The organism is Azorhizobium oxalatiphilum, assembly GCF_014635325.1.
In the GTDB taxonomy this organism is placed as follows: domain Bacteria; phylum Pseudomonadota; class Alphaproteobacteria; order Rhizobiales; family Xanthobacteraceae; genus Azorhizobium; species Azorhizobium oxalatiphilum.
Window position 1 is genome coordinate 888,263 of the sequence record NZ_BMCT01000001.1, and the last position, 23,258, is coordinate 911,520.

General features: G+C 66.9%; 20 protein-coding genes. 13 read left to right on the top strand and 7 right to left on the bottom strand.

Annotated features, from left to right (window positions below):
• Positions 1-155: 155 nt before the first annotated feature.
• From pyk to IEW24_RS04030, 5 genes are all read right to left on the bottom strand, one after another.
• On the bottom strand, positions 156-1,631 hold the full coding sequence (gene pyk / locus IEW24_RS04010; RefSeq protein WP_188575626.1) for a pyruvate kinase: 1,476 nt from the start codon (positions 1,629-1,631) through the stop codon (positions 156-158).
• Between the two features lie 149 nt (positions 1,632-1,780).
• Positions 1,781-2,713, bottom strand: coding sequence for a 2-hydroxy-3-oxopropionate reductase (glxR, locus tag IEW24_RS04015; RefSeq protein WP_280514967.1), 933 nt, complete (start codon positions 2,711-2,713; stop codon positions 1,781-1,783).
• A 160-nt stretch (positions 2,714-2,873) separates the two neighbouring features.
• Positions 2,874-3,653, bottom strand: coding sequence for a hydroxypyruvate isomerase (gene hyi / locus IEW24_RS04020; RefSeq protein WP_188575630.1), 780 nt, complete (start codon positions 3,651-3,653; stop codon positions 2,874-2,876).
• Between the two features lie 158 nt (positions 3,654-3,811).
• The gene (gene gcl, locus IEW24_RS04025) at positions 3,812-5,587 is read right to left on the bottom strand and encodes a glyoxylate carboligase (RefSeq protein WP_188575632.1); all 1,776 of its coding nucleotides are present in this window, start codon (positions 5,585-5,587) and stop codon (positions 3,812-3,814) included.
• Between the two features lie 155 nt (positions 5,588-5,742).
• Complete coding sequence (locus tag IEW24_RS04030) at positions 5,743-6,348, bottom strand: TetR/AcrR family transcriptional regulator (RefSeq protein WP_244644137.1); 606 nt, start codon at positions 6,346-6,348, stop codon at positions 5,743-5,745.
• 140 nt (positions 6,349-6,488) lie between these two features.
• On the opposite strand from IEW24_RS04030, the gene IEW24_RS04035 reads away from it, so the two are divergent.
• Positions 6,489-7,457 (top strand): SDR family NAD(P)-dependent oxidoreductase, encoded by a 969-nt coding sequence (locus tag IEW24_RS04035; RefSeq protein WP_188575633.1) that lies wholly within the window; start codon positions 6,489-6,491, stop codon positions 7,455-7,457.
• Between the two features lie 141 nt (positions 7,458-7,598).
• Entirely contained in the window at positions 7,599-8,159 is a 561-nt protein-coding gene (locus IEW24_RS04040; RefSeq protein ID WP_188575635.1) for a regulatory protein RecX, read from the top strand.
• Positions 8,160-8,168: 9 nt separating this feature from the next.
• On the opposite strand, the gene IEW24_RS04045 is transcribed toward IEW24_RS04040, so the two are convergent.
• Positions 8,169-8,354 carry a hypothetical protein gene (locus IEW24_RS04045; protein WP_188575637.1) on the bottom strand — a complete coding sequence of 62 codons (186 nt, stop codon included), beginning with the start codon at positions 8,352-8,354 and terminating at the stop codon, positions 8,169-8,171.
• A 156-nt stretch (positions 8,355-8,510) separates the two neighbouring features.
• On the bottom strand, positions 8,511-9,251 hold the full coding sequence (locus IEW24_RS04050) for a FadR/GntR family transcriptional regulator (RefSeq protein ID WP_280514954.1): 741 nt from the start codon (positions 9,249-9,251) through the stop codon (positions 8,511-8,513).
• A 370-nt stretch (positions 9,252-9,621) separates the two neighbouring features.
• Between IEW24_RS04050 and IEW24_RS04055 the strand changes: the two genes are divergently transcribed.
• The 11 genes from IEW24_RS04055 to IEW24_RS04105 all read left to right on the top strand — a co-directional run bounded on the left by IEW24_RS04055 (position 9,622) and on the right by IEW24_RS04105 (position 23,232).
• A complete protein-coding gene (locus tag IEW24_RS04055) occupies positions 9,622-10,701 on the top strand; it encodes a four-carbon acid sugar kinase family protein (protein WP_188575639.1) in 1,080 nt (359 codons plus the stop codon).
• Positions 10,702-10,738: 37 nt separating this feature from the next.
• Positions 10,739-11,779 (top strand): 4-hydroxythreonine-4-phosphate dehydrogenase PdxA, encoded by a 1,041-nt coding sequence (gene pdxA, locus IEW24_RS04060; RefSeq protein WP_188575641.1) that lies wholly within the window; start codon positions 10,739-10,741, stop codon positions 11,777-11,779.
• Between the two features lie 10 nt (positions 11,780-11,789).
• Positions 11,790-12,950, top strand: a complete 1,161-nt coding sequence (locus tag IEW24_RS04065; protein WP_188575643.1) for an iron-containing alcohol dehydrogenase — start codon at positions 11,790-11,792, stop codon at positions 12,948-12,950.
• Position 12,951: 1 nt separating this feature from the next.
• On the top strand, positions 12,952-14,157 hold the full coding sequence (locus tag IEW24_RS04070) for a sialidase family protein (protein WP_244644139.1): 1,206 nt from the start codon (positions 12,952-12,954) through the stop codon (positions 14,155-14,157).
• Positions 14,158-14,196: 39 nt separating this feature from the next.
• Positions 14,197-15,006 (top strand): ABC transporter ATP-binding protein, encoded by an 810-nt coding sequence (locus IEW24_RS04075; RefSeq protein ID WP_188575646.1) that lies wholly within the window; start codon positions 14,197-14,199, stop codon positions 15,004-15,006.
• Positions 15,006-15,878, top strand: coding sequence for an ABC transporter permease (locus IEW24_RS04080; protein ID WP_188575648.1), 873 nt, complete (start codon positions 15,006-15,008; stop codon positions 15,876-15,878). The genes IEW24_RS04075 and IEW24_RS04080 overlap by 1 nt, the downstream gene beginning before the upstream one ends.
• Positions 15,879-15,983: 105 nt before the next feature.
• Positions 15,984-17,054 carry an ABC transporter substrate-binding protein gene (locus IEW24_RS04085; protein ID WP_188575650.1) on the top strand — a complete coding sequence of 357 codons (1,071 nt, stop codon included), beginning with the start codon at positions 15,984-15,986 and terminating at the stop codon, positions 17,052-17,054.
• Positions 17,051-17,758: an SDR family NAD(P)-dependent oxidoreductase gene (locus IEW24_RS04090; RefSeq protein ID WP_188575652.1), complete on the top strand. Its 708-nt coding sequence runs from the start codon at positions 17,051-17,053 to the stop codon at positions 17,756-17,758. The genes IEW24_RS04085 and IEW24_RS04090 overlap by 4 nt, the downstream gene beginning before the upstream one ends.
• Before the next feature lie 188 nt (positions 17,759-17,946).
• On the top strand, positions 17,947-18,453 hold the full coding sequence (locus IEW24_RS04095; protein ID WP_188575654.1) for a sigma-70 family RNA polymerase sigma factor: 507 nt from the start codon (positions 17,947-17,949) through the stop codon (positions 18,451-18,453).
• A 121-nt stretch (positions 18,454-18,574) separates the two neighbouring features.
• Positions 18,575-19,549, top strand: coding sequence for a FecR family protein (locus IEW24_RS04100; protein WP_244644141.1), 975 nt, complete (start codon positions 18,575-18,577; stop codon positions 19,547-19,549).
• Between the two features lie 122 nt (positions 19,550-19,671).
• Complete coding sequence (locus IEW24_RS04105; RefSeq protein ID WP_188575656.1) at positions 19,672-23,232, top strand: TonB-dependent receptor domain-containing protein; 3,561 nt, start codon at positions 19,672-19,674, stop codon at positions 23,230-23,232.
• Positions 23,233-23,258: the final 26 nt, after the last annotated feature.

The window sequence follows — 23,258 nt, forward strand, 5'->3', positions numbered from 1 at the left end:
AAGAAGTGGAAGCGATATTCCTCCATCGGCGGCACCGGCGCCAGCCGCTTTTGCGGGCGATGGAGAGCACTGCCTCCTAACAAATCGTCGCATGTCCCGCCCGTTTGCAGCCGGGGCGGGACCATGGTGCGGCGCGGCGCATGACGTAGCGAAAGTTAGCCGCCGGTGCTTTCATCCACGTCGTGCTTGCTGGGCGGGGTGGTGTCGCCGATGGTGGTCACGCGCAGGATGTTGGTGGTGCCCGCGCGGGCGAAGGGCACGCCCGCCGTGATGGTGAGGCGTTCTCCGGGGGAGCCGATGCCCTGTTCCACCGCCACCTGCACCGCCCGGTTCACCATCTCGCCGAAGGAGTGGATGTCCTCGCCCACGTTCACCGCATGCACGCCATAGGAGAGGGCGAGGCGGCGGGCGGTGTCGTTGCGGGTGGTGATGCCGAGGATCGGCATGGGCGGACGCTCGCGGGCGGCGCGCAGGCCCGTGGTGCCGGACAGCGTATAGGCGACGATGGCCACCGCATCCACTGCCAGCGCGGTCTGGTAGGCGGCCTTGGTGACGGCGTCGCCGATGGTCTTGCCCCACTCCGCCTGCGTGGCGTCGAGGATCTTCCGGTAGCCGGGATCGCGCTCCACGTTGCGGATGATGTCGTCCATGAAGGACACCGCTTCCACCGGATACTGGCCGGCGGCGCTCTCGGCCGAGAGCATCACGCAATCGGCCCCTTCGTACACGGCGGTAGCGACGTCGGAGACTTCGGCGCGGGTGGGAACCGGCGAGGAGATCATGCTCTCCAGCATCTGGGTGGCGACGATGACCGGGCGTCCCTGACGGCGGGCCTCGGTGATCATGCGCTTCTGCAAAGCGGGCAGTTCGGGCAGGGACAGTTCCACGCCGAGATCGCCGCGCGCCACCATGATGGCGTCGGAGAGTTCCACCAGCTCGGTGAGATGCTCCACCGCCGCCGGCTTTTCCATCTTCAGCATGATGGCCGCACGGCCCTTGATGAGCTCGCGCGCCTCGTGGATATCTTCCGGCCGCTGCACGAAGGAGAGGGCGATCCACTCCACGCCCTGCTCCACGGCGAAGGCGAGGTCGATGCGGTCCTTCTCGGTGAGCGGCGAGAGCGGCAGCACCACGTCGGGGATGTTGAAGCCCTTGTTGTTGGACAGGCGCGTGCCGCTGACGACTTCAGCGTCCAGCCAGCCCGGCCCCTTGTCCACGACCTTCAGGCGCACCTTGCCGTCGTCGCAGAGCACGGTGGAGCCGATGGTGAGGGCTTCGATGATGTCGGGATGGGGGATCGGCACGCGGTCCGTATCGCCGAGGCGTTCGACCTCGGCATCGAAGCGCAGCTTCTTGCCGGGGGCGAAGGTAATGGCATTCTCCGTGAAGCGACCGATGCGCAGCTTCGGGCCCTGCATGTCGGCGATGACGCCGATGGGGCGGCCCACTTCCGCTTCGAGATTGCGGATGTGCGAGAGCACGGTGCCATGATCGGCCTGCGTGCCATGGCTGAAATTGAGCCGGAACACATCAACGCCGGCGAGGAACAGTTCGCGCAGCTTCTCCGGCGAATTGGAGGCCGGGCCGACGGTGGCGATGATCTTGGTGGCGCGGTTGCGCTTCAGCGGCATGGCCATTTCTCCCCCTGCGGCCTTCTTTGCGGCCGTTTCCGAACAGGTCGGCCCGGGCGGCGGCGCAGCCCGTGCCGTCTATTATCCCCCGCGTACGGCCATGGCGTGACGGTCCCGCCCCGTGGTCTGGCCACGGGGCGGGAGAGGCGTCAGGCGATGTCGTGATCGGCCATCAGCTCCAGGGCTTTCGCCATGGCCGAATGGTCGAGCTTGGAGCCGCCGCGCGCGGCAACCGCATTGAACAGCTCCTGCGCGGTGGCGGTGTTGGGCAGGGAGACCTTCAGCGCACGGGCCGAGGAGAGCGCGAGGTTGAGGTCCTTCTGGTGCAGCTCGATGCGGAAGCCCGGATCGAAATTGCGCTTCACCATGCGCTCGCCATGCACTTCGAGGATGCGCGAGGAGGCAAAGCCGCCCATGAGCGCCTGCCGCACCTTGGCCGGGTCCGCGCCCGCCTTGGAGGCGAACAGCAGCGCCTCGCCCACCGCTTCGATGGTCAGCGCGACGATGATCTGGTTGGCCACCTTGGTGGTCTGGCCGTCGCCATTGCCGCCCACGAGGGTGATGTTCTTGCCCATCTTCTCGAACAGCGGCTTCACCGTCTCGAAGGCAGCTTCGGGACCGCCGACCATGATGGTGAGGGAGGCGGCCTTGGCGCCCACGTCGCCACCGGAGACCGGGGCGTCGAGATAGTCGCAGCCGAGCGCATTGATCTTCTCGGCGAACTTTTTCGTCTCCACCGGCGAGATGGAGCTCATGTCCACCACGATCTTGCCGGCCGACAGGCCCTCGGCCACGCCGCCGGGGCCGAACAAAGCGGCGTCCACATGCGGGGTATCGGGCACCATCAGAATGATGACGTCGGCGGCCTTCGCCACCTCGGCGGAGGAGGCGACCGCCTTGCCGCCCTTGTCGGTCAGCTCGGCCGGAATGTTCACCACGTCATAGAGGAAGACGGTGTGGCCGGCGGCGATGAGGTGGCCGGCCATGGGGGTGCCCATGATGCCGAGCCCGATGAAACCCACGTTCATTGGCGTTCTCCCGGTGGATGTTTGGTGGCGCCGGGTGTGCCCGGCCGCAAGAATGGTGAAGGGCCGGGTCCGCCCCCCGGTGTTTGCCCCCGGCGGACCCGGCGCACGTCCGGCCTTGATTGCGCGGCAATCCAAGCTTTGGGACGTTTTCCGTCTCGGTAGGAGAGGCGGATTCACGGGTCAGAAAATCTGACCCGATCCGGCTCTCGTCCGTTCAGCCCTTGTAGGGGCCGAACCAGCTGATGCCTTCGTCGGTGGTGGTCTTCGGCTTGTATTCGCAGCCGATCCAGCCGTTGTAGCCGGTGTCGTCGATGGCCTTGAAGACGAAGGGATAGTTGATCTCGCCGGTGCCCGGCTCGCCGCGCCCCGGATTATCCGCCAGCTGGATGTGCTTGATGCGGTTGATGTTCGCGCGGATGGTGGGGACGAGATCCCCTTCCATGATCTGCATGTGATAGATGTCGTACTGGAAGAAGATGTCGTCCGCGCCCACTTCGTCCAGCAGCGCCAAAGTCTGCTTGGTATTGTGGAGGTGGAAGCCGGGAATGTCCCGCGTATTGATGGCTTCCACCACCAGCGGGATGCCGGCCTTCTTCAGCTCGGCAGCGGCGAACTTCAGGTTCGACACCAGCGTCTCATGCACGGTCTCGGCCGGCACATCCTTGGGCGTGAGGCCGGCGAGGATGTTGAGCGTCTGCGTGCCAAGGGCCTTGGCGTACTCGATGCCCTTGCCCACGCTGTCCTGGAACTCGCCCACCCGGTCCGGCAGCACGGCGATGCCGCGCTCGCCCTTGGCCCAGTCGCCGGCGGGCAGGTTGTGCAGGGCCTGGGTGAGGCCGTGCTTCTGCAGGCGCTCGGCCAGTTCCTCTTTCGGATAGGCATAGGGAAAGAGATATTCCACGCCCGTGAAACCGGCGTCCGCCGCCTTGGCGAAGCGGTCCAGGAAGTCGATCTCGTTCCAGAGCATGGTCAGGTTGGCTGCAAACTTGGGCATTCACCTCTCCGCTGGCTGAGCCTTGGCTGTTGCGGCACGTTGCGGCCGCTTGTGGTGGTTCTGAAAAGCCCGTCCGGTTGGGGATGCGGGCAGAGCAGGCAGGCTGCGCCCCGCCGCAAGCCGGGAGACTTGCGGCGGGGCGCCTGCGCAGGATGGCTCTATTCGGCGGGTTCCGCCACCCGGACGGTGTCGAGCGGCAGGTCGAGGACTTCCTCGAACTCGTTCACCTTGTCGATCTCGACGCCCATGGCGATGTTGGTGACGCGCTCGAGGATGAACTCGATCACCACCGGCACCTGATGCTCGGCCATCAGCTTCTCGGCCGAGGCGAAGGCATCCTTGAACTCGTTCGGGGTGCGCACCCGGATGGCCTTGCAGCCGAGGCCCTCGGCCACCGCCACATGGTCCACGCCATAGGCGCCGATCTCTTCCGAATTGATGTTGTCGAAGGAGAGCGAAACCTCGAAATCCATCTCGAAGCCGCGCTGCGCCTGCCGGATGAGGCCGAGGTAGGAGTTATTCACCACCACATGCAGGTAAGGCAGCTTGTGCTGGGCGCCCACCGCCAGCTCCTCAATGAGGAACTGGAAGTCATAGTCGCCCGACAGAGCGACAATCTTGGCGTCCGGCTTGGCGGCGCGCACGCCGAGCGCCGCGGGCAGCGTCCAGCCGAGCGGGCCGGCCTGTCCGCAATTGATCCAGTTGCGCGGCTCGTAGACCTTCAGGAACTGCGCGCCGGCGATCTGCGAGAGGCCGATGGTGGTGACATAGGTCACGTCGCGGCCCAGCGCCTCGTTCATCTCCTCATAGACGCGCTGCGGCTTCAGCGGCACGTTGTCGAAGTGCGACTTGCGCAGCATGGTCTGCTTGCGGCCGAGGCATTCCTTCGCCCAGCCGGACCAGTCGGGCAGCTTGCCGGCGGCCTTCCACTCGCGGGCGACCGCGATGAACAGCTCCAGCGCCGCATGGGCATCGGAGACGATGCCGAAGTCCGGCCCGAACACGCGGCCGATCTGGGTCGGCTCGATGTCCACATGCACGAACTTCCGGCCCTTGGTGTAGACCTCCACGGAGCCGGTGTGGCGGTTGGCCCAGCGGTTGCCGATGCCGAACACGAAGTCGGAAGCCAGCATCGTCGCATTGCCGTAGCGGTGCGAGGTCTGGAGGCCGCACATGCCGGCCATCAGCGGATGGTCGTCCGGGATCGTGCCCCAGCCCATGAGGGTGGGGATGACCGGAACGCCGGTCAGCTCCGCGAACTCCACCAGAAGGTCGGAGGCATCCGCATTGATGATGCCGCCGCCGGAAACGATGAGCGGACGCTCAGTGGCCGCCAGCATGGCGATGGCCTTCTCCGCCTGCGCGCGGGTGGCCTTCGGCTTGTAGACGGGCAGGGACGAATAGGTGTCCTCGTCGAACTCGATCTCGGCCATCTGCACGTCGATGGGCAGGTCGATCAGCACCGGGCCGGGGCGGCCGGAGCGCATGACGTGGAAGGCCTGCTGGAACACCATGGGCACCAGCGCGGGCTCGCGCACGGTGACGGCCCACTTCGTGACCGGCTTGGCGATGCTCTCGATATCGACCGCCTGGAAATCCTCCTTGTACAGGCGGGCGCGGGGTGCCTGGCCGGTGATGCAGAGGATCGGGATGGAGTCGGCGGAGGCCGAATAGAGGCCGGTGATCATGTCGGTGCCGGCGGGCCCGGAGGTGCCGATGCACACGCCGATATTGCCGGCGACCGCGCGGGTGTAGCCCTCGGCCATGTGCGAGGCGCCTTCCACGTGGCGGGCGAGCACGTGGCGGATGGAGCCGCGCGCCTTCATGGCGGAATAGAAGGGATTGATGGCCGCGCCGGGAACGCCGAAGGCACAATTGATGCCTTCCTTCTCCAGGACACGGACGGCGGCATCGACGGCACGCATGCGGGCCATGGCGTTTCTCCCATAATCGAAGCGTCCTTTTCGGACGTTGGTATTATGGATACGCCTGTACCGGCCGAGGCTCTATGGCAAGAAACGGCATCACATTGATGCCTTCCTGGAAATAATCTTGCTGCAATGCGACCTGAAGAGGCCTTAAGGGGCGCTCAGGCGTCCGGCGGCGTCGTCCGCATGCCGGCGATGAGAATGTCCACCACCCGGCGGGCGGATCTGTCCCAGTCGGGGCCGGCGCTGATGTAGACCACGCCGCCGACGGCGCGGAGCAGGTCCATGGGCTCCATATCGAGACGGATCTCGCCGCTTTTCACCGCGCGGTCGGCCAGTTCCGTCATCGCACTGATGAGCTGCGGGCCGGTGTTGGCATAAAGCTCGGTCGTGCCGCCGACGATGGAATTCAGCGCCTCCGCCATGCCCTGCTTGGTGCCCATGTAATCCACGAACAGCAGCAGCCAGTCCCGCAAAGCCTCCACCGGCGGGCGGGTGGCGCCGAGCCGTGTGGCAGCCTCCATGAGCTGGCGGGTCTCGTTGCGATAGACCTCGGCGATCAAGGCATCGCGGGTGGGGAAGTGGCGGTAGAGCGTGCCGATGCCGACCCCTGCCGTGCGCGCGATCTCCTCCAGGCTGGCGCCTGGCCCCTTCTGCGCGAAGGCCGCCTTGGCCACCTCCAGCAGATGCAGGCGATTGCGCTCGGCATCGGCGCGCGGCTTGCGGCCGGTGGAAGCCGCGCGGTCCTTGGAACGGTCTTCGGGCACGATCTTGAAATCACCCCTTGATAAACGGAGGATGCCTCCGTATTTAATCCGGAGCCACCCTCCTTTTAACCCGTGAGGGCACGCCCGGCAATGTCTGTCGCGGCGACGGGAGAGGTGCGTCCAACGAACAGGAGACCGTCATGGCTGATGCTTTCGGAGCCACCTCCACTACCGACGACGTGCTGCGCGGCGTAGACCTCGCCGGCAAGCGCGTGCTCGTCACCGGCGTGTCCGCGGGTCTCGGCGTCGAGACGGCGCGGGTGCTCGCCGCCCATGGCGCGCAGGTGGTGGGCGCCGCCCGCGATCTCGCCAAGGCGGAGCGCGCCACGGGTGAGGTGCGGGCACAGGCGGCGAACGGCGGCGGGCTGGAGCTGGTTCAGCTCGATCTCGCGGACCTGAAGAGTGTGCGCGCCTGCGCCGATGGACTGAATGCCGATGGCCGCATCTTCGATCTGGTCATCGCCAATGCGGGCGTCATGGTGCCGCCCTTCGGCCATACGGCGGATGGCTTCGAAACCCAGTTCGGCACCAACCACCTCGGCCATTTCGTGTTCGTCAACCGCATCGCCGGCCTGATCAGGGATGGCGGGCGGCTGGTGAACCTCTCCTCCGCCGGCCACCGCTTCGCGGACGTGGATCTGGACGACCCCAATTTCGAGCGCACGCCGTATGACGCCTGGCAGGCCTATGGCCGCTCGAAGACCGCCAATGCGCTGTTCGCGGTGGCGTTCGACCGCCGTCACAAGGCGCGTGGCGTGCGCGCCGTCGCCGTGCATCCGGGCGGCATCCGCACCGAACTCGCCCGCCATATCGGCGAGGACACCATCACCGCCATGCTCACCCAGATCCAGGCGGATCGCGCCGCGCAGGGCCTGCCGCCCATGGAGTGGAAGAGCATCCCGCAGGGTGCTGCGACCTCGGTCTGGGCCGGCGTGGTGGCGGGAGCCGATGAGGTGGGCGGCCGTTATTGCGAGAACTGCCATGTGGCCGAATTGGTGGGTGCCGACGTGAATATCGCCAGCGACGGCGTACGCGCCTATGCGCTCGATCCCACCCGCGCCGAAGCGCTGTGGGCGAAGAGCGAAGAGATGGTGGGCGAGCGGTTCTAATCGCGCGCCCATCGACGCCGCGCGGCAACCGCCCCCGCCGCGCGGCGTCACCCCTTTTCCGGCGGCTCTGGCGATCCGGTGCGCGGGCCTGTATCTCAAGGACGAGTGCCGGCCGATCCGCCGGGCCGATGAGGAGATAGGGTGACGGAGACCACCGGAGGCAGCAAGCGCGCCGCCCGCCACGCGACCTGGATGCGCAATTCGGCCATGTTCTATCTGGGCCAGCGGGCCGCCAGCGAGGCGCATTTCCGGCAGGTGATGCTGCGCAAGGCGGCGCGGCGTATCGGCGAGGAGCTGGACGAGGCCGAGATCGCGTGCCTGCTGGACGAGACGGTGGCCTATTGCCGGGCCAACGGCTTCCTCAATGATGACGACTATGCCGAGGCCAGAAGCGCTGCCGGCGCGCGCCGGGGCCTGTCGCGGCGGCGCGTCGGCATGATGCTGGACGCCAAGGGCATCGACCGCGAGCAGATCGGCCGGGCGCTGGAGGATTTTGACGATCTGGCTGCTGCCGTTCGGCTCACCAAGAAGCGCCGTATCGGCGCGTGGCGCCGGGATGACGGGCAGCCGGGCGAGGTGGACACGCAGCGCGAGATCGCCATTCTCGCCCGCGCCGGCTTTCCCTTCGAGATCGCGGGCAAGGCGGTGCGCATGAGCCTGGAAGAGGCCGAAGAGGTGCTCTTCGGCCCCGCCGAGGGCTAACGGAGAGCTTCAGCCCACCGCTTCCGCATAGGCGGCGGAGAGGGCGGCGACCTTGGCGTCCACGTCGTTCGCGATCAGCAGCGGCGCGCGGCTCGCGCCCACGTCCGGCATGGCATGGCGCAGGGCGCGCTTGACCAGAGCCGGCGGGAAGCCGTGGGCATAGAGATCCCTGCGGAGCTGGCTGAAGCGCGTCATCCTCCGTCGGGGCGGTTGCTCCGCCTCCTGTTCCGGGCCCGTAGCCGGATAGGATCAGATGACATCTGAGCCGTGAAAGCGCCTCCAAGCCCACGATCATTAAGGCTTTGGCGCGCCTACATGTCAACATGTTGTAATAGGGTCGTGATCACGCCGTCAGAGGGCGAGGTCGAGCACCCGGCCCTCGAACAGGCGGTCGTAGGAGCCACGGATATGCACCCGCATGGCCTCGCGGGCGGCGTCCGAATCGCGGTCGCGGATGGCGGTGAAGATGGTCGTGTGCTCCTCCAGCACGCCGGCGAGGCCGCCGGCCGGGCCGAGCAGGGACAGGCCGTGCAGCTTCATGCCGACGGCGATGTGCTCTTTCAGCGCCTGCATGGAGGAGAGGAAGAAATAATTGTTCGCCGCCTCGGCGATGGCGATGTGGAAGGCGTAGTCCGCATCCTCGCGATGGCGGTGCGCATAGGTGCTGTCGCGCAGCAGATCGAGCGCCTGGCCGATGGTCTGCAAAGCGGTGTCGTTGCGCCGCTGGGCGGCGTAGAAAGCGTTGGCCGGCTCCACTTCCAGGCGGAATTCGTAGCAGCGCTGCACATCCGCGATGGTACCCACCGGCGCATAGGAGAGCGCCTTGCTGCCCTCGCCCTCGGGGCCGCGCACGAAGGTACCGGCGCCCTGCCGCGAGAACACCAGTCCGTCATCCCGCAGCCGCCGCAGCGCCTCGCGAACCACGGGGCGCGAGACGCCGAACTGGGCGGACAGGTCATGTTCCCCCGGCAGGCGCGAATGCGCCGCGTATTCGCCCGCCGTGATGCGGGCGCGGAGCTGATGGTGGACCCGCTGCACCATGGGCGACGGCGGCGATGCGGAGGCCGGGGTGGGGGAGGGGGAGCGAGCCATGCACCATCAATTACAAGCAATGACAACTTCGTCAACACCCTATGTTTCCCTTACATCCTGTGCCCGTTCCGGCCGCACATGGATGTGATAATTACAACATGTTGACATCTCGAATGGGATGGGTTCTTGTCTGAGCCAAGGTCCGCTAGAGACCTGCCGACAGGAGTTGAGACGCCGGGATGAGCTGCTTTTGCGGCCGCCTTCGTTCGTACCTGTCTGCGCTTCTACAATCCTGACGGGTGGATGATGTCGCAACTCAACGCCAGAGACCCAAAAATCTGCCCGCGCCGGCGCTTTCCTGCCGGGGTCGCGGCGCGCGTCATCTCCTCTGTTGCGCGGCGGATCAGCCGCTCTTTGGCGGAGAACTGACATGTCCGAGCCTGTCCTGCGCATGTTGGCCGACGACCTGACCGGTGCGCTGGACAGCGCCGCCGCCTTCGCGTCCCCGGCCGCTCCCGTCGCCGTGCGCTGGTCCGGCCCTGCGGTGCAGGGGCGGGGGGCTGTGGCGCTGGACAGCGGCACCCGCGAGGTGGGTGCGGCCGCAGCCGGTGCCGCCGTCGCGGCGCTGGCGCCCGGGCTCTGGGCGGAAACGTCCGGCACCGTCGCCTTCAAGAAGCTGGACAGCCTGCTGCGCGGCAACGAGGTGGCCGAGCTGTGCGCCTGCCTCGACATTCTGCTCCCCACCACCTGCATCATCGCCCCCGCCTTTCCGGCCCAGCGCCGCATCACCCGTGGCGGCCGCCAGATGCAGTGGGTGGATGGCCTGTGGTGCACGGTGGCGACCGATCTCGTCTCGTCCCTTCGCCGCGCGGGATTTGCGCTGGCGGAACTGCGCCCCGGCGCAAGGCTGCCTGCGGGCATCGCCGTCTTCGATGCGGAGAGCGATGCGGATCTTGATGCCATTGTCGCCGCTGCGGCGGGGCAGGAGGATGTGCTCTGGGTCGGCAGCGGCGGCCTTGCCGCTGCGCTGGCCCGCGCCCATGGCGTCCACGGCAGCCGCGCGCCCGCACCGGCCTTTCCCCTGCTCGGCCTCGTGGGGTCCGAGCATCCGGCGGCTTTCGCCCAACTGGCCCGGCTCGGCCAGAGGCATGTGGCTTTGTCCGGTCAGCGGGGTGAGGACAGAAACATCGCCGCCCGCCTCGCCGGCGAGGGCTGTGTCTTCGCCACCGTGTCGCTGCCTGCCGGAACGAAGCGCACAAACGCCGCCCGCCTCATCGCGGCGCGCTTCGCCGCGTTGGTGTCGGCGCTGGAGCCGCCGAAAACCCTGTTCGTGGCCGGCGGCGAGACGCTGCGCAGCCTGTGCGCGGCGCTGGGCGCCGATCATCTCGACGTCACCGGCGAGATCATGCCGGGCGTGCCCTGTTCCATCCTGCGTGGCGGCCGCTGGGACGGCGCGCGATCATCTCCAAGTCCGGCGCCTTCGGTGAGCCGGAGCTTCTTCAGCAACTGATCGCGGAAAAACCCGCCAGCCTTCCCGGAGCCGCCGCATGACCCCTCATCTCGCCATCACCATGGGCGATCCCGCCGGCGTTGGTCCCGAGATCATCGTCAAGGCCTGCGTGGCGCTGAAGGACCGGATCGCCAAGGGCGATCTGCGCCTGCTGGTGATCGGCAGCAATCCGGCGCTCCATGCCGCGCGGCAGGCACTCGGTGCCGATGTCGAGATTCCGGAAGTGAATGAGCGCGATCATTGGCCGAACCTCGCCTGTCTGCAGGCGGGGCCGGAGGGCGCACCCATCCTGCCCGGCGTGCTCTCCGCCGATGGTGGCCGCTTCGCCTATCTGGCGGTGGAGGCCGGCGTGCGCCTCGCGCAGGCCGGTCGCATCCAGGGCATTGTTACCGCGCCGCTCAACAAGGAGGCGCTGAACAAGGCGGGCTACAAGTTCGCCGGCCACACCGACATGCTGGCCACCCTCACTGGCGCCAAGGGCTCGGTGATGATGCTGGCCCACGGCAACATGCGCGTCAGCCACGTCACCACCCATGTGGCGCTCAAGGATGTGCCCGGAAAGCTCACCCCGGCGCGCCTGCGCTATGTGATCGAGTATACCGACGAGACCCTGCGCGCCCTCGATCTCGGCCGTCGCAAGATCGCCATCGCCGCGCTCAATCCCCATGCGGGGGAGGGCGGCCTGTTCGGCACCGAGGATGACGATGTCTCCGCCCCCACCATCGCGCAGGCGGTGAAGGACGGCTTCGACGTGGTGGGGCCGGTGCCCGGCGACACCGTGTTCGTGAAGCTGCGCGCCGGCCAGTATGACGCGGTGGTCGCCATGTATCACGATCAGGGGCATATCCCGGTCAAGCTGCTGGGCTTCAACGTGAATCCCGAAACCGGGAAATGGGATGCGCTGTCCGGCGTCAACATCACGCTCGGCCTGCCCATCGTGCGCACCTCGGTGGATCACGGCACGGCCTTCGACATCGCCGGCAAGGGCATCGCCAACGAGCTGAGCCTGATCGAGGCCATCGATTATGCGGAAAAGCTGGCCGCGGCGCGCGGGATCACCGCCCGCGATGCGGCGTGAGGAGAGAAGCATGAATGTTCACGCATCCGCCGCGCTCGCCTCGGCGAGCCTGGCAACCCCCATCACCCTCCAGCGCCCCCGCGTCATCGAGTTCGGCGCCGGTACCGCCCGCCTTGCGGGCCTGTGGGCCGCCGAGCAGAAGCTCTCCCGCATTCTCGTGATCGCCGATGCCTTCAATGCCGCCCGCGTGGAGGTGCTGGAGCTGAAGGGCGATGTGACCGTGTTCGGCAACGTGAAGCCCGAGCCGGACGTGCCGAACCTCGACGCCGCGCTGGCGGTGGCCGCGCAGGTGAGGCCCGATCTCGTCATCGGCTTCGGCGGCGGCAGCGCCATGGATCTGGCCAAGCTGGTGGCGGTGCTGCCCGGCAGCGGGCAGACGCTCACCGAAGTGGTGGGGCCGGAGAAGGTGAAGGCCAAGGGCGCCGCCCTCATGCAGGTGCCCACCACCTCGGGCACGGGCAGCGAGGCCGGCACGCGGGCGCTCGTCACCGATCCGGTGACGCAGAACAAGCTGGCGGTGCAGAGCCTGCACATGCTGGCGGACATCGCCATCATTGATCCCGCGCTCACCCTCACCGTGCCGTCCGCCGTCACCGCCGCCACCGGCGTGGACGCCATGGCCCATTGCGTGGAGGCCTTCACCAGCCGCAAGGCGCATCCGCTCATCGACATGTATGCGCTGGAGGGCATCACCCTGGTGGGCCGCTTCCTCGGCCGCGCCATAGCGGACGGCTCCGACATCGAGGCCCGTGCCGGCCTCTCGCTGGCCTCGCTATATGGCGGTTTCTGCCTCGGGCCGGTGAACACGGCGGCGGGCCATGCGGTGTCCTATCCGCTGGGCACCCGCCACCACATCGCCCATGGTGCGGCGAATGCGCTGATCTTCCCGCACACGCTGGCCTTCAACGCGCCCGCGGTGCCGGAGAAGACGGCGGCCATCCTTGCCGCTCTCGGCCTCAAGCCTTCCGCGCGGGAGGAGGAGGTGTTCGCCGCCGCGCATCGCTATTGCGCGGACCTGGGCTGCGAGATGAAGCTCTCGGCGCTGAACGTGCCGCGCGACGACCTGCCCGCCATGGCGACCGAGGCCCATGCCATCCGCCGGCTGCTGGACAACAACCCCCGCGACATCAGCCGCGACGAGATCCTCGCACTCTATGAAGAGGCCTACTGAGATGGGCAGCCACGACACCCAAATTGAACCCGCCGGCCTCACCGAGCGCAGCGGCCTGCTGCATCCGCGGGCGGGCGATCCGGCCCGCATGGAGGCCTATCTGCCCTCGCCCTGCGTGCAGAACCATGCCGCCAACATCACCTTGCTCGGCAATGGTGATCTGGCGACCGTCTGGTTCGGCGGCACGCAGGAAGGCATTCCGGACATCTCGGTCTATTTCTCGCGCCTCGGCCGCTTCTCCGGCCAGTGGACGAAGCCGGTGAAGCTCTCGGACGACCCGGGCCGCTCGGAGCAGAACCCGGTTCTGTTCACGACCCCTAAGGGCGAGCTGTGGCTGATCTGGACCGCGCAGGTCTCCGGCAATCAGGACACTTCGCTGGTGCGCAAGCGCGTCTCCCGCGACCATGGCCTGACCTGGGGCCCCATCGAGACCCTGTTCGAGGCCCCGGAAGGGCACGGCCTGTTCGTGCGCCAGCCGCCGGTGGTGCTGGATGATGGCGCATGGCTGGTTCCGGTGTTCCATTGCGTCAGCGTGCCGGGCGCGAAATGGGTGGGTGATCGGGATGTCAGCGCGGTGCGTATATCCACCGACGAAGGCCAGACCTGGAGCGAACACGTGGTGCCGGACTCGCTCGGCTGCGTGCACATGAACGTGCTGAAGACGAAGGAAGGCCTGGTTGCGCTCTATCGCAGCCGCTGGGCCGACTTCATCTATCTCAGCCGCTCGACGGATGGTCGCGTGTGGTCCGCCCCCGAGCCCACGACGCTACCCAACAACAATTCCTCCATTCAGGGCACCGTGCTGGCCGATGGCCGCATCGCCCTCGTGTTCAACAATTCCAGCTTCAAGGATGCCACCGACCGCCGCACCGGCCTTTATGACGACATCGAAGACGACACCCCGCCCGTGGGCGAAGCAGAGGCAGCGCCGGCGCCAACCGGCCGCACCGCCTTCTGGGGGGCGCCGCGCGCGCCCATGACGCTGGCCCTCTCCGCCGATGCAGGCCGCACCTGGCCGGTGCTGCGCGATCTGGAGACCGGCGACGGCTACTGCATGACCAACAATTCGAAGGACGGCCTCAACCGCGAGTTCTCCTATCCGTCGATCACGCAGACGTCGGACGGGCAGCTCCAGATCGCTTTCACCTACTACCGCCGCGCCATCAAGCACGTCCGCGTCGCGCCCGAATGGGCCGAGGCGAGCTGATCCGCGCGCAAAGAACCAGAAGAACAGGGAGACACGCCCATGGCTGCCTTGGCGCAAACTCAGACCATCGAACCATCCGCAGGACCGGCGCGGGATCTGATCCGCATCCGCAACCTCGAAAAGACCTATTCGGACGGCAGCGTGCATGCGCTGGCCAACATCAATCTCGACATCAAGGAAGGCGAGTTCGTCTGCGTCGTCGGCCCGTCCGGCTGCGGCAAGTCCACCTTGCTGCGCATCCTCGCCGGCCTCGATGACTACGACAGCGGCACGGTGACGCTCGACGGCACGCCGATCACCGGCCCCTCGCGGGACGTGGGCGTGGTGTTCCAGGCCGCCAACCTGCTGCCCTGGCTGACCGTGCGCGAGAATGTGGCCCTGCCGCTGCGCGTGGGCGGCAAGCAGAAGGGGCAGGCCGAGGATATCGACCGGCTGCTGGACGTGGCGGGCCTGAAGGATTTCGGCCATCGCTACCCCTATGAGCTGTCCGGCGGCATGCAGCAGCGTGCCGGCATCTGCCGCGCGCTGGTGCGCAGCCCGCGCGTGCTGCTCATGGATGAGCCCTTCGGCGCGCTCGATGCGCTCACCCGCGAGCGCATGAACCTGGAACTCCAGCGCATCTGGCAGGCCAGCCGCAAGACGGTGATGCTGATCACCCACTCCATTTCGGAAGCCATCTTCCTGGCCGACCGCGTGGTGGTGATGTCGGCCCGTCCCGGCCGCGTCATCCGCGAGCTGGAGGTGCCGATCCCGCGCCCGCGCAGCAACGACAGCATTATCAGCCACCCCTCCTATCCGGCGCTCGCCAAGGAAATCCGTGGCCTTCTGAACGCACAGGGAGACGAGTGATGAGCGAGGCAAAAACCACGATCGCGGCCGATGCCGTCGCCATCGAGACTGCGCCCTCCAAGCCGCGGGCCAAGGCCGGCAAGAAGAAAGCCGGGAGTGGCGCCAGCGGCACGGCGATCATGCTCGTCGGCCTCGTACTGCTGTTCCTCGGCTGGGCGCTGGCGGTGAAGTACCTCGACGTGCCGTCCTACATCCTGCCCTCGCCGGTGGCGGTGTGGCATGCGCTGTGGTCCGGCCTCGCGGTCAGCCCCACCAGCCCGCTGGGCTATTATCTGCCGCTGTGGGGCACGCTGAAGAACGCCTTCATCGGCTTGGCCATCGGCTCCGGCCTCGGCCTCACGCTCGGCTCGCTGATGGCGGAAAGCCGGGTGATCGAGAAGCTGCTGATGCCCTATGCCTTCGCGCTGCAGAGCCTGCCCAAGGTGGCCATCGCGCCGCTGGTGGTGATCTGGTTCGGCTTCGGCGACGGCTCGAAGATCGCCATTGCCGCGCTGCTGGCCTTCTTCCCCATGCTGATCAACAGCTTCACCGGCCTGCGCTCGGTGGAGCCGGAGCGGATCGACCTCATGCGCTCGCTTTCGGCCTCGCGCTTCGAGACCTATCGCATCGTGAAGCTGCCGAATGCCGCGCCCTATATCTTCGCCGGCCTCGATATGGCGGTGGTCTATGCGCTGCTCGGCACCATCGTGGCCGAATTCCTCGGCGCGCAGCAGGGCATGGGCGTGGTGATCACGCAGGCGCAGGCTGTGACCGACGTGGCCGGGGTGTTCGCGGCCCTCGTCATCCTCGGTGCCATGGGCATCCTGCTGCACGGCATCGTGCGGGGCATGGAAGCGCGCATCGTCCATTGGGGTGATCGCGGCCGCAAGTGAGTAGAGGAACATTCCGGCGGAGGTGCTCGGTGTCTCCGCCGGAAATGCCGTGGATGAAGTGATTTCAAGATCAACGACAAAACGAACAGTTTAGGGAGAAGCTTCATGATCACACGCAGACAGTGGCTTCAGGCGAGCGCCGCCTTTGCCGGCGCGATGGCGCTGGGCCCCCGTTCCCTCTTCGCCCAGGCGACGAAGACGGTGAAGGTGGGCGTCGGGCTGAAGTCCATCAACGCCAGCGTCATCAACCTGCTCATCGGCGAGGCCCTCGGCTACAATGCCGAAGAGGGCTTCAAGGTGCAGGGCATGGCGCTGGGCGGCAACGCCAACGTGCAGGTGGCCACCAACAAGGGCGACGTGGACGTGGGCATCGGCGTGCCCTCCTATGCGCTGCCCATCCTCGCCAAGGGCGAGTGGGGCAATGCCCAGTGGTTCTACCAGTACACCTATCCCTACAAATGGGACGTGGCGGTGAAGCCGGGCACGCCCATCAAGGCCTATGCGGACCTGAAGGGCAAGAATATCGGCGTCTCCGATTTCGGCGGCACCGAATATCCGGTCACGCGCAACGTGCTCAAGCAGATGGGCATCGATCCGGACAAGGATGTGAAGTGGACGGCGGTGGGTGCCGGCACGCCGGCCGGCGTGGCGCTTCAGCGCGGCGCCATCGACGCGCTGGCCTATTACGACACCGGCTTCGGCATCATCGAGGGCGCTGGCATCCCGTTCGAGATCGTGCAGCGGCCGGCCGATCTGCCCATGATCGGCGGCCAGTTCCTGATGGCCCTGCGCGAGCGCATCAAGGCGGAGCGGGAGCTGTTCGTGGGCTTCGGCCGCTCCACGGCGAAGGCATCCGTCTTCATCCTCGCCAATCCGGCGGCGGGTGCGAAGGCGTTCCTGAAGCTCTATCCCGAGACCGCGCCGCGCGGCTCCTCCGAGGAGCAGGCGGTGAAATCCGTGCTGGAAGCCATCAGCCGTCGCATCAAGCTCTATGAGCCGCCCTATGCGGGGGCCAAGATGGGCAGCATCCGCGAGGATGAATTCGTCACCGAAGCGAAGATGAACGGCTGGGACATCACGGACTTCTCCAAGATCTATACCAATGATCTGATCGCCGACATCAACAAGTTCGACGTGGAGAAGATCAGGGCGCAGGCGAAGGCGTACGGCCAGTGAGTGCTGCTGACTTTGAGACCGGCGAGCGCGCGCCCCGCGCGCTCGTCACCGGCGCCTCCTCGGGGATCGGGGAGGCGATCACCGCCCGCCTGCTGGAGGAGGGGTGGCATGTGACCGGCTTCAGCCGGGGCAAGCCTGCCTTCTCCCACCCGCGCTTCTCTCACGTGCCGGTGGACATCTCCGATCGCGCCGCGCTGGCCGCCGCTCTCGAGGGCCTCGGCCCGCTGGATGCGCTGGTGCATGCGGCCGGCGTGCTGCGGGTGGGTACGCTGGGTCATCTCGATCCGGAGAACGGCAAGGCCATGTGGCGGCTGCATGTGGATGCGGCCGAGCAGATGGTGGAGGCCCTCGTGCCGCGCCTGCCCGATGGTGCGCGCATCGTCTTCATCGGCAGCCGCACCGCTGCCGGCTCCGCCGGGCGGGCGCAATATGCGGCCACCAAGGCGGCGCTGGTGGGCATGGCGCGCTCGTTCGCCATCGAGCTGGCGCCGCGTCGCATCACCGTCAACGTGGTCGCTCCCGGCGCCACCGACACGCCCATGCTGAAGGATCCCAACCGCGCCTCCGTGGCGCCGAAGATGCCGCCCATGGGCCGGCTCGTGAAGCCGGAGGAGATCGCGGCGCTCACCGCCTTCCTGCTGTCGGCGGGGGCGGCGAGCCTCACCGGCCAGCAGATCGTGGTGTGCGGCGGGGCCTCTCTGTAAGAAACCGCACCTGATCAATATCTGCGCGCCCGGCTGCCGGGCGCGCAGTCTTGTCTTAGAATAGCTGTAAATCATTGACCTTGCGATCATTTGACGGCCCATTTAGATAGCGACAGATCCTCCCTGTCGGCCGGCCTTTCCACTTGATGCCGCGGCACGTGGGGGTGAGATCCGGAAGGCCGCTAGGGATGACGTGGGACATCCATCAGCTGTTCAGACGCCATGCCGCGGGCATCATGCGATCCCTGCGCAGGCGCGGCCTGTCCGAGGATGTGGCCGCCGATCTGACGCAGGATACCTTCCTGCGCGTGCTGGCCTCGCCGCCGCGCAGGGATGCGGAGAACCACAATCCCAAGGCGTACCTCTATCAGGTTTCGCGCTCGCTCAGCATCAACCACCAGCGCCGCGTGCAATTGCTGGCCATCGCCGATCTGGCGGAGGAGGCGTTCGCCGAGATCGCCGATCCGGCACCGACGCCGGAGAAGATTGTCTATGATCGCCAGTGCCTTGCCCGCACCGAGGCGGCGCTGGCCGAACTGCCCGAGCGCACCCGGCGGGCCTTCGAGATGCACCGGCTGGAGGAGCGCACCATCGCTTCCGTGGCCGAGGAACTGGGCCTCTCGGTGACACGCACCTGGGGCCTCATCCGCGAGGCCTATCGGCATCTGGTGATGCGGGTGGATGCGGCGGACTGATTTTTTCCGCCCGGTGGGGGAAAAAGCGGCGATCCCGATTGTAAGAACCATAAGAAGCCGCGCGCGCCCGTCGCGTGCAGGCCCGGACATCTGCGCGCATGCGCCGTCATGCGCGCCATGAATGAGTGAGGGTATGCGCCAGCCGGAGCCGGATGAGGCTGATCTGATCGACGAGGCCATCGACCTCGCCATCCGCCTGCAAAGTGCTCCGGACAATCCGGTGGCACAGGAGCGAGTGCGCGTGTGGCGCGCGCGCGGCCCGGCCCACGAGGCTGCATGGCTGCGGGTGGCGCGGGTGCATGGGGCGGCCGGCAAGGTGCTCTCCGACCAGCGCCGCGCGGAGCGGCACGGCAACGCGGGCTTGAGCCGCCGCACCATGGTTCTGGGGGGTCTGGTGGGGCTCGGCGCGGCAGCCACCGGCGCAATGGTCGTGCCCGACCTGATGCGGCGCGCCGGTGCGGACCATGTGACCGCCAAGGGCGAGGTGCGGCGCGTGGCGTTGCCCGATGGCGGCGGCGTGACGCTCGGCCCCGATAGCGCGGTGGCGCTGGATTTCGGCGCCTCCCGGCGCGGTGTCAGGCTGCTGGACGGCATGGCTTTTTTCGATGTCGCGCGGGATGCGGAACGTCCCTTCTCGGTGGCGGCGGGGGATCTCATCCTCACCACGGCCGCCGGTGCGCTGGATGTTTCCACGGATGCCGGCCGCATCGGTGTAGCGCTGGCGCAGGGGGCGGCGGAGGTGCATCTGGGCGCCGCCGAGCTGCCCGGCGGCGCGCGTCTCCGGCCGGGCGACTGGCTCGCCTTCGACACCTCTTCACGAACCACGGAGCGTGGCCGGCGCGATGCCGGCCAGATCGCCTCCTGGCGCGAGGGGCTGGTGGTTGCCGAGCATGACAGCGTGGGCACGCTCGCTGCCCGCATCGGTCGCTGGCTGCCGGGTCGTATCGTCATTACGGATCAGGAGATCAGCAATGCCCGCGTGAGCGGCGTGTTCGATCTTTCCGATCCGCTGGCGGCGCTGGAGGCGGTGGTGCAGCCCACGGGCGCACGCGTGCGGCAGGTCGCCTCGCTGGTGACGATAGTTTCGCATCTCTAAAAAGTGCGGCTGCTCAGTAAAAAATGGAGCCCCCCGACTGTATGAATAGTCGGAGCGGCATCTGCGCAGGTTCTTCAAGGAACATGCGGCCCTCCAGACATTCGGTTTGGAGCATTCTGGACATGGCGTTGGGTCGGGATACGGGCGTCGCTCGCGGGCGGGGCATGCGGGTGCTCATGGCGGCACTCATGATGAGCACCTCGGTGGCCGTGATCGCCGGCATGGCGAGCCGCCCGGCCGCCGCCCAGAGCGCCAGCCAGATCGCCTTCTCCGTGCCCGCCGGCCCGCTGGATCAGGCGCTGGTGCAGTTCGGCCGGCAGGCGGGCCTGCAGGTCACATATCTTGCCCCGCTGGCGGCGGGGCGTTTGTCGTCCGGCATCAGCGGCACCATGAGCCGCGATCAGGCACTGGCGCAGCTGCTGCGCGGCTCCGGCCTCTCCTACAGCTTCACCAACGCGCGCACGGTGCAGATTTCCGGCCCCGGGGCTTCCGCATCGGCGGTGGTTGAAGGCGCCATGCAGCTCGACATCATCGATGTGTCGCGCGGCGGCATGACCGCCACGGCACCCTATGAGACCCCGGCGCCCGTGAGCCATATCTCGCAGGAGAATATCGAGCGCTTCCGTGGTTCCAGCCCTGCCGACATCTTCCGCGGCACGCCGGGCGTCATGTCGGGCGAGAGCCGCAATGGCGGCGGCGGCATCGACGTGAACATTCGCGGCATGCAGGGCATGGGCCGCGTGGCGGTGACGGTGGATGGCGCGGAGAACGGCATCTCCGTCTATCAGGGCTATCAGGGCGCTTCCAACCGCACCTTCGTGGATCCCGATCTTCTGGCCGGCATCGACATCAAGAAGGGTTCGGACGTGGCCTCGCGCGGCATCGCCGGCACTGTGACCATGCGCACGGTGGGCGCCGACGATGTGGTCAAGCCCGGCGACAGCTGGGGCATGCGGGTGAAGGGCGGCTTCGGCACCAATACGGCCGAGCCGGATGCGGGCGCCGTGGGCGGCTATCGCTGGCCGTCCTCGCCCTCGGCCGCGCCGGTGGCGACGCCGTCGGCCGAGGGCATGGACCGGCCGGGCTTCTTCCAGCCCACCTCAGGCTCGGGCAGCGCCATCGTGGCGGTGAAGCAGGAGGCGTATGACCTCCTGTTCGGCTATGCCTATCGCGCGCAGGGCAATTATTTCGCCGGCACCAATGGCGCCGGCGCCAATCCGGTGAATATCGGGCCACAGCGCATCTGCACGGTCTCCGGCTATTGCCAGAACTGGCCGAGCTATGTGGAGAACCAGGGCCTGACCAATTATCGGGCCGGTGAAGAGGTGCTCAACACCCAGTCGCGCACGGAGAGCTGGCTCGCCAAGACCACGCTGCGGCTGGAGAACGACCAGACCATCCAGCTCGGCTACACCGGCTATGTGGGCGAGGCGGGCGATCTGCTCGCCTCCCGCTTCACGGGGGAGCGGGGCCAGCCCACGCAGCAGAAGCTCACCTCCGGCACGAAACTCGACAGCGTCACCGCGCGCTATCGCTGGAATCCGGTGGACGATGATCTGTGGAACGTCACCGCCAATCTGTGGCTCACCAATCTGGAGATGCGCAATCCCCGGCGCGGCGGCGGCGTCATCACCCCGCAGGCCATCGGTCTCGGCGAGGATTTCCGCACGGGTGCGGATTCACGCATGTGGGGTGGTGATGTGGCCAACACCTCCGTCTTCGCAGACGGCCAGTGGAAGCTGACGCTGGGCGCCTCCTATATCAGCGAGGACACCCGCCCCAGCGACTATTCGGACATATTGGAAGGCTGGCTGAACCTGCGTGATGCACAGCGGCAGGAAGCGGCGACCTATACCAAGGTGGCCTACCAGCCCTTCGACTGGCTGACGCTGAACGCCGGCCTGCGTTATGCCCATTCCTGGACCGAGGACCGGCGCACCTCGGCCAATACCGACGATTATCTCAGCGACGATCCGAACAAGGATCAGGGCGGCTTCAGCCCCTCCGTGGGCGTTGTGGTTGAGCCCATCGACGGGCTTCAGTTCTACACCAATTATTCCAGCACCCTGCGCTTCCCCAGCCTCGTTGAGGGCGTCTCGGCCTTCACCCTCATCGTGAATGAGAATGTGGAGCCGGAACGCGCGAACAACTGGGAAGCGGGCGTCAATTACAAGATCGACAACGTTCTCGCCGCCAACGACAAGGCGATGTTCAAGTTCGGCTATTTCAACTGGGACATCGAGAACTACATCGCCCGCCACTACACCAGTTTCTATGACGTGGCGGGCGGCTACACCTACACCGGAATGCAGATATTCAATATCGACCGCGCCCGCTTCTCCGGCCTGGAATTCTCCGGCCGTTACGAGTGGGGCGGGCTGACGGCGGAGCTGGCGGCCAATTATTATCTCGATATCGAATATTGCCGCACCGCGGACACCTGCGAGAACAAGTCGCTCTATGGCGACTATGCCACCAACCACGTGCCGCCCGAATATGCCGCCAGCCTTACGCTGTCGCAGAAGCTGTTCGACGATGCCCTGACCGTTGGCGGGCGCCTCTCCTACACCGGCCCGCGCGCCATCGAGCATGGCGACGTGACCGCGCAGGGCGCCGCCCAGTTCATCGAGCAGATCAAGTGGAACCCCTACTGGCTGCTGGACGTGTTCGTTGAATACAAGATCAACGACAACTGGACCGCCAGCGCCCGGGTCGAGAACGTCACCGATACCTATTATGTGGACCCGCTTGGTCTCGTGAACCAGCCGGGGCCGGGGCGCACCTTCTATGCCAACCTCACCGGCACGTTCGGGGGCAGTGAGATGGTCGACGTGCCGCGCTTCCCGCGCTTCAACAAGCCCGCCGGCACGCGCAACGACTGGACCGGCTTCTATGTGGGCGGTCACGGCGGCGGCGCCTTCGCCGACCTTGTCGGCACCACCACCACGTCGGCAGGCGTGCCGGTGCCGCTGGAAAACGTGGACCAGCAAACCAAGGATCTGATGTTCGGCGGCCAGTTCGGCTTCAACTATCAGTTCGACAACCGCTTCGTGGTGGGCCTCGAGGCCTCCTACAGCCGCACTTATATGGAAGGCTCCAGGGATATACTGGCCAGCGAGGGCACGCTGGGCGCAAACGGCTATCTGGCGTCCACCACGCATTACGAGTTCGACTGGATGGCTACCCTGCGCGGCCGGCTCGGCTACAGTTTCGACCGGCTGTTCGTCTATGCCTCCGGCGGCCTCGCCTTCCTGCACGAGGAGCAGACCCGCGACCAGTACCGCTCCGACAGCGGCGACAAGTGGGCGCCCTATGGCTATGCCACCCAGCCCTATTTCATCGAGAGCGCCAAGGCCAACCGCACCGGCTGGACCATCGGTGCGGGTGCTGAATATGCGCTCAATGATCGCTGGAGCGTTTCGGCGGATTATGCCTATGCCCGCTTCGGGGCCAAGGACTTCAACTTCGCCAATGCCCGCTCCGGCATGACGCGGGACTATACGGAGTCGGTGGGCACCATCATCGGCTACGAGCCAGATGTCTCGGACCCCAGCGTCCTGTGGCCGATCTACGAATACTCCAACGTTCAGCGTGCCGGCACGTCGGGCATGGTGGTCGGCCGCAAGTCCTCCACCGGCATCGACCTGTCCACCCTCAAGATCGGCCTCAACTATCGCTTCTGATGTTGCAGGCTCGAAGAGAGGGAACA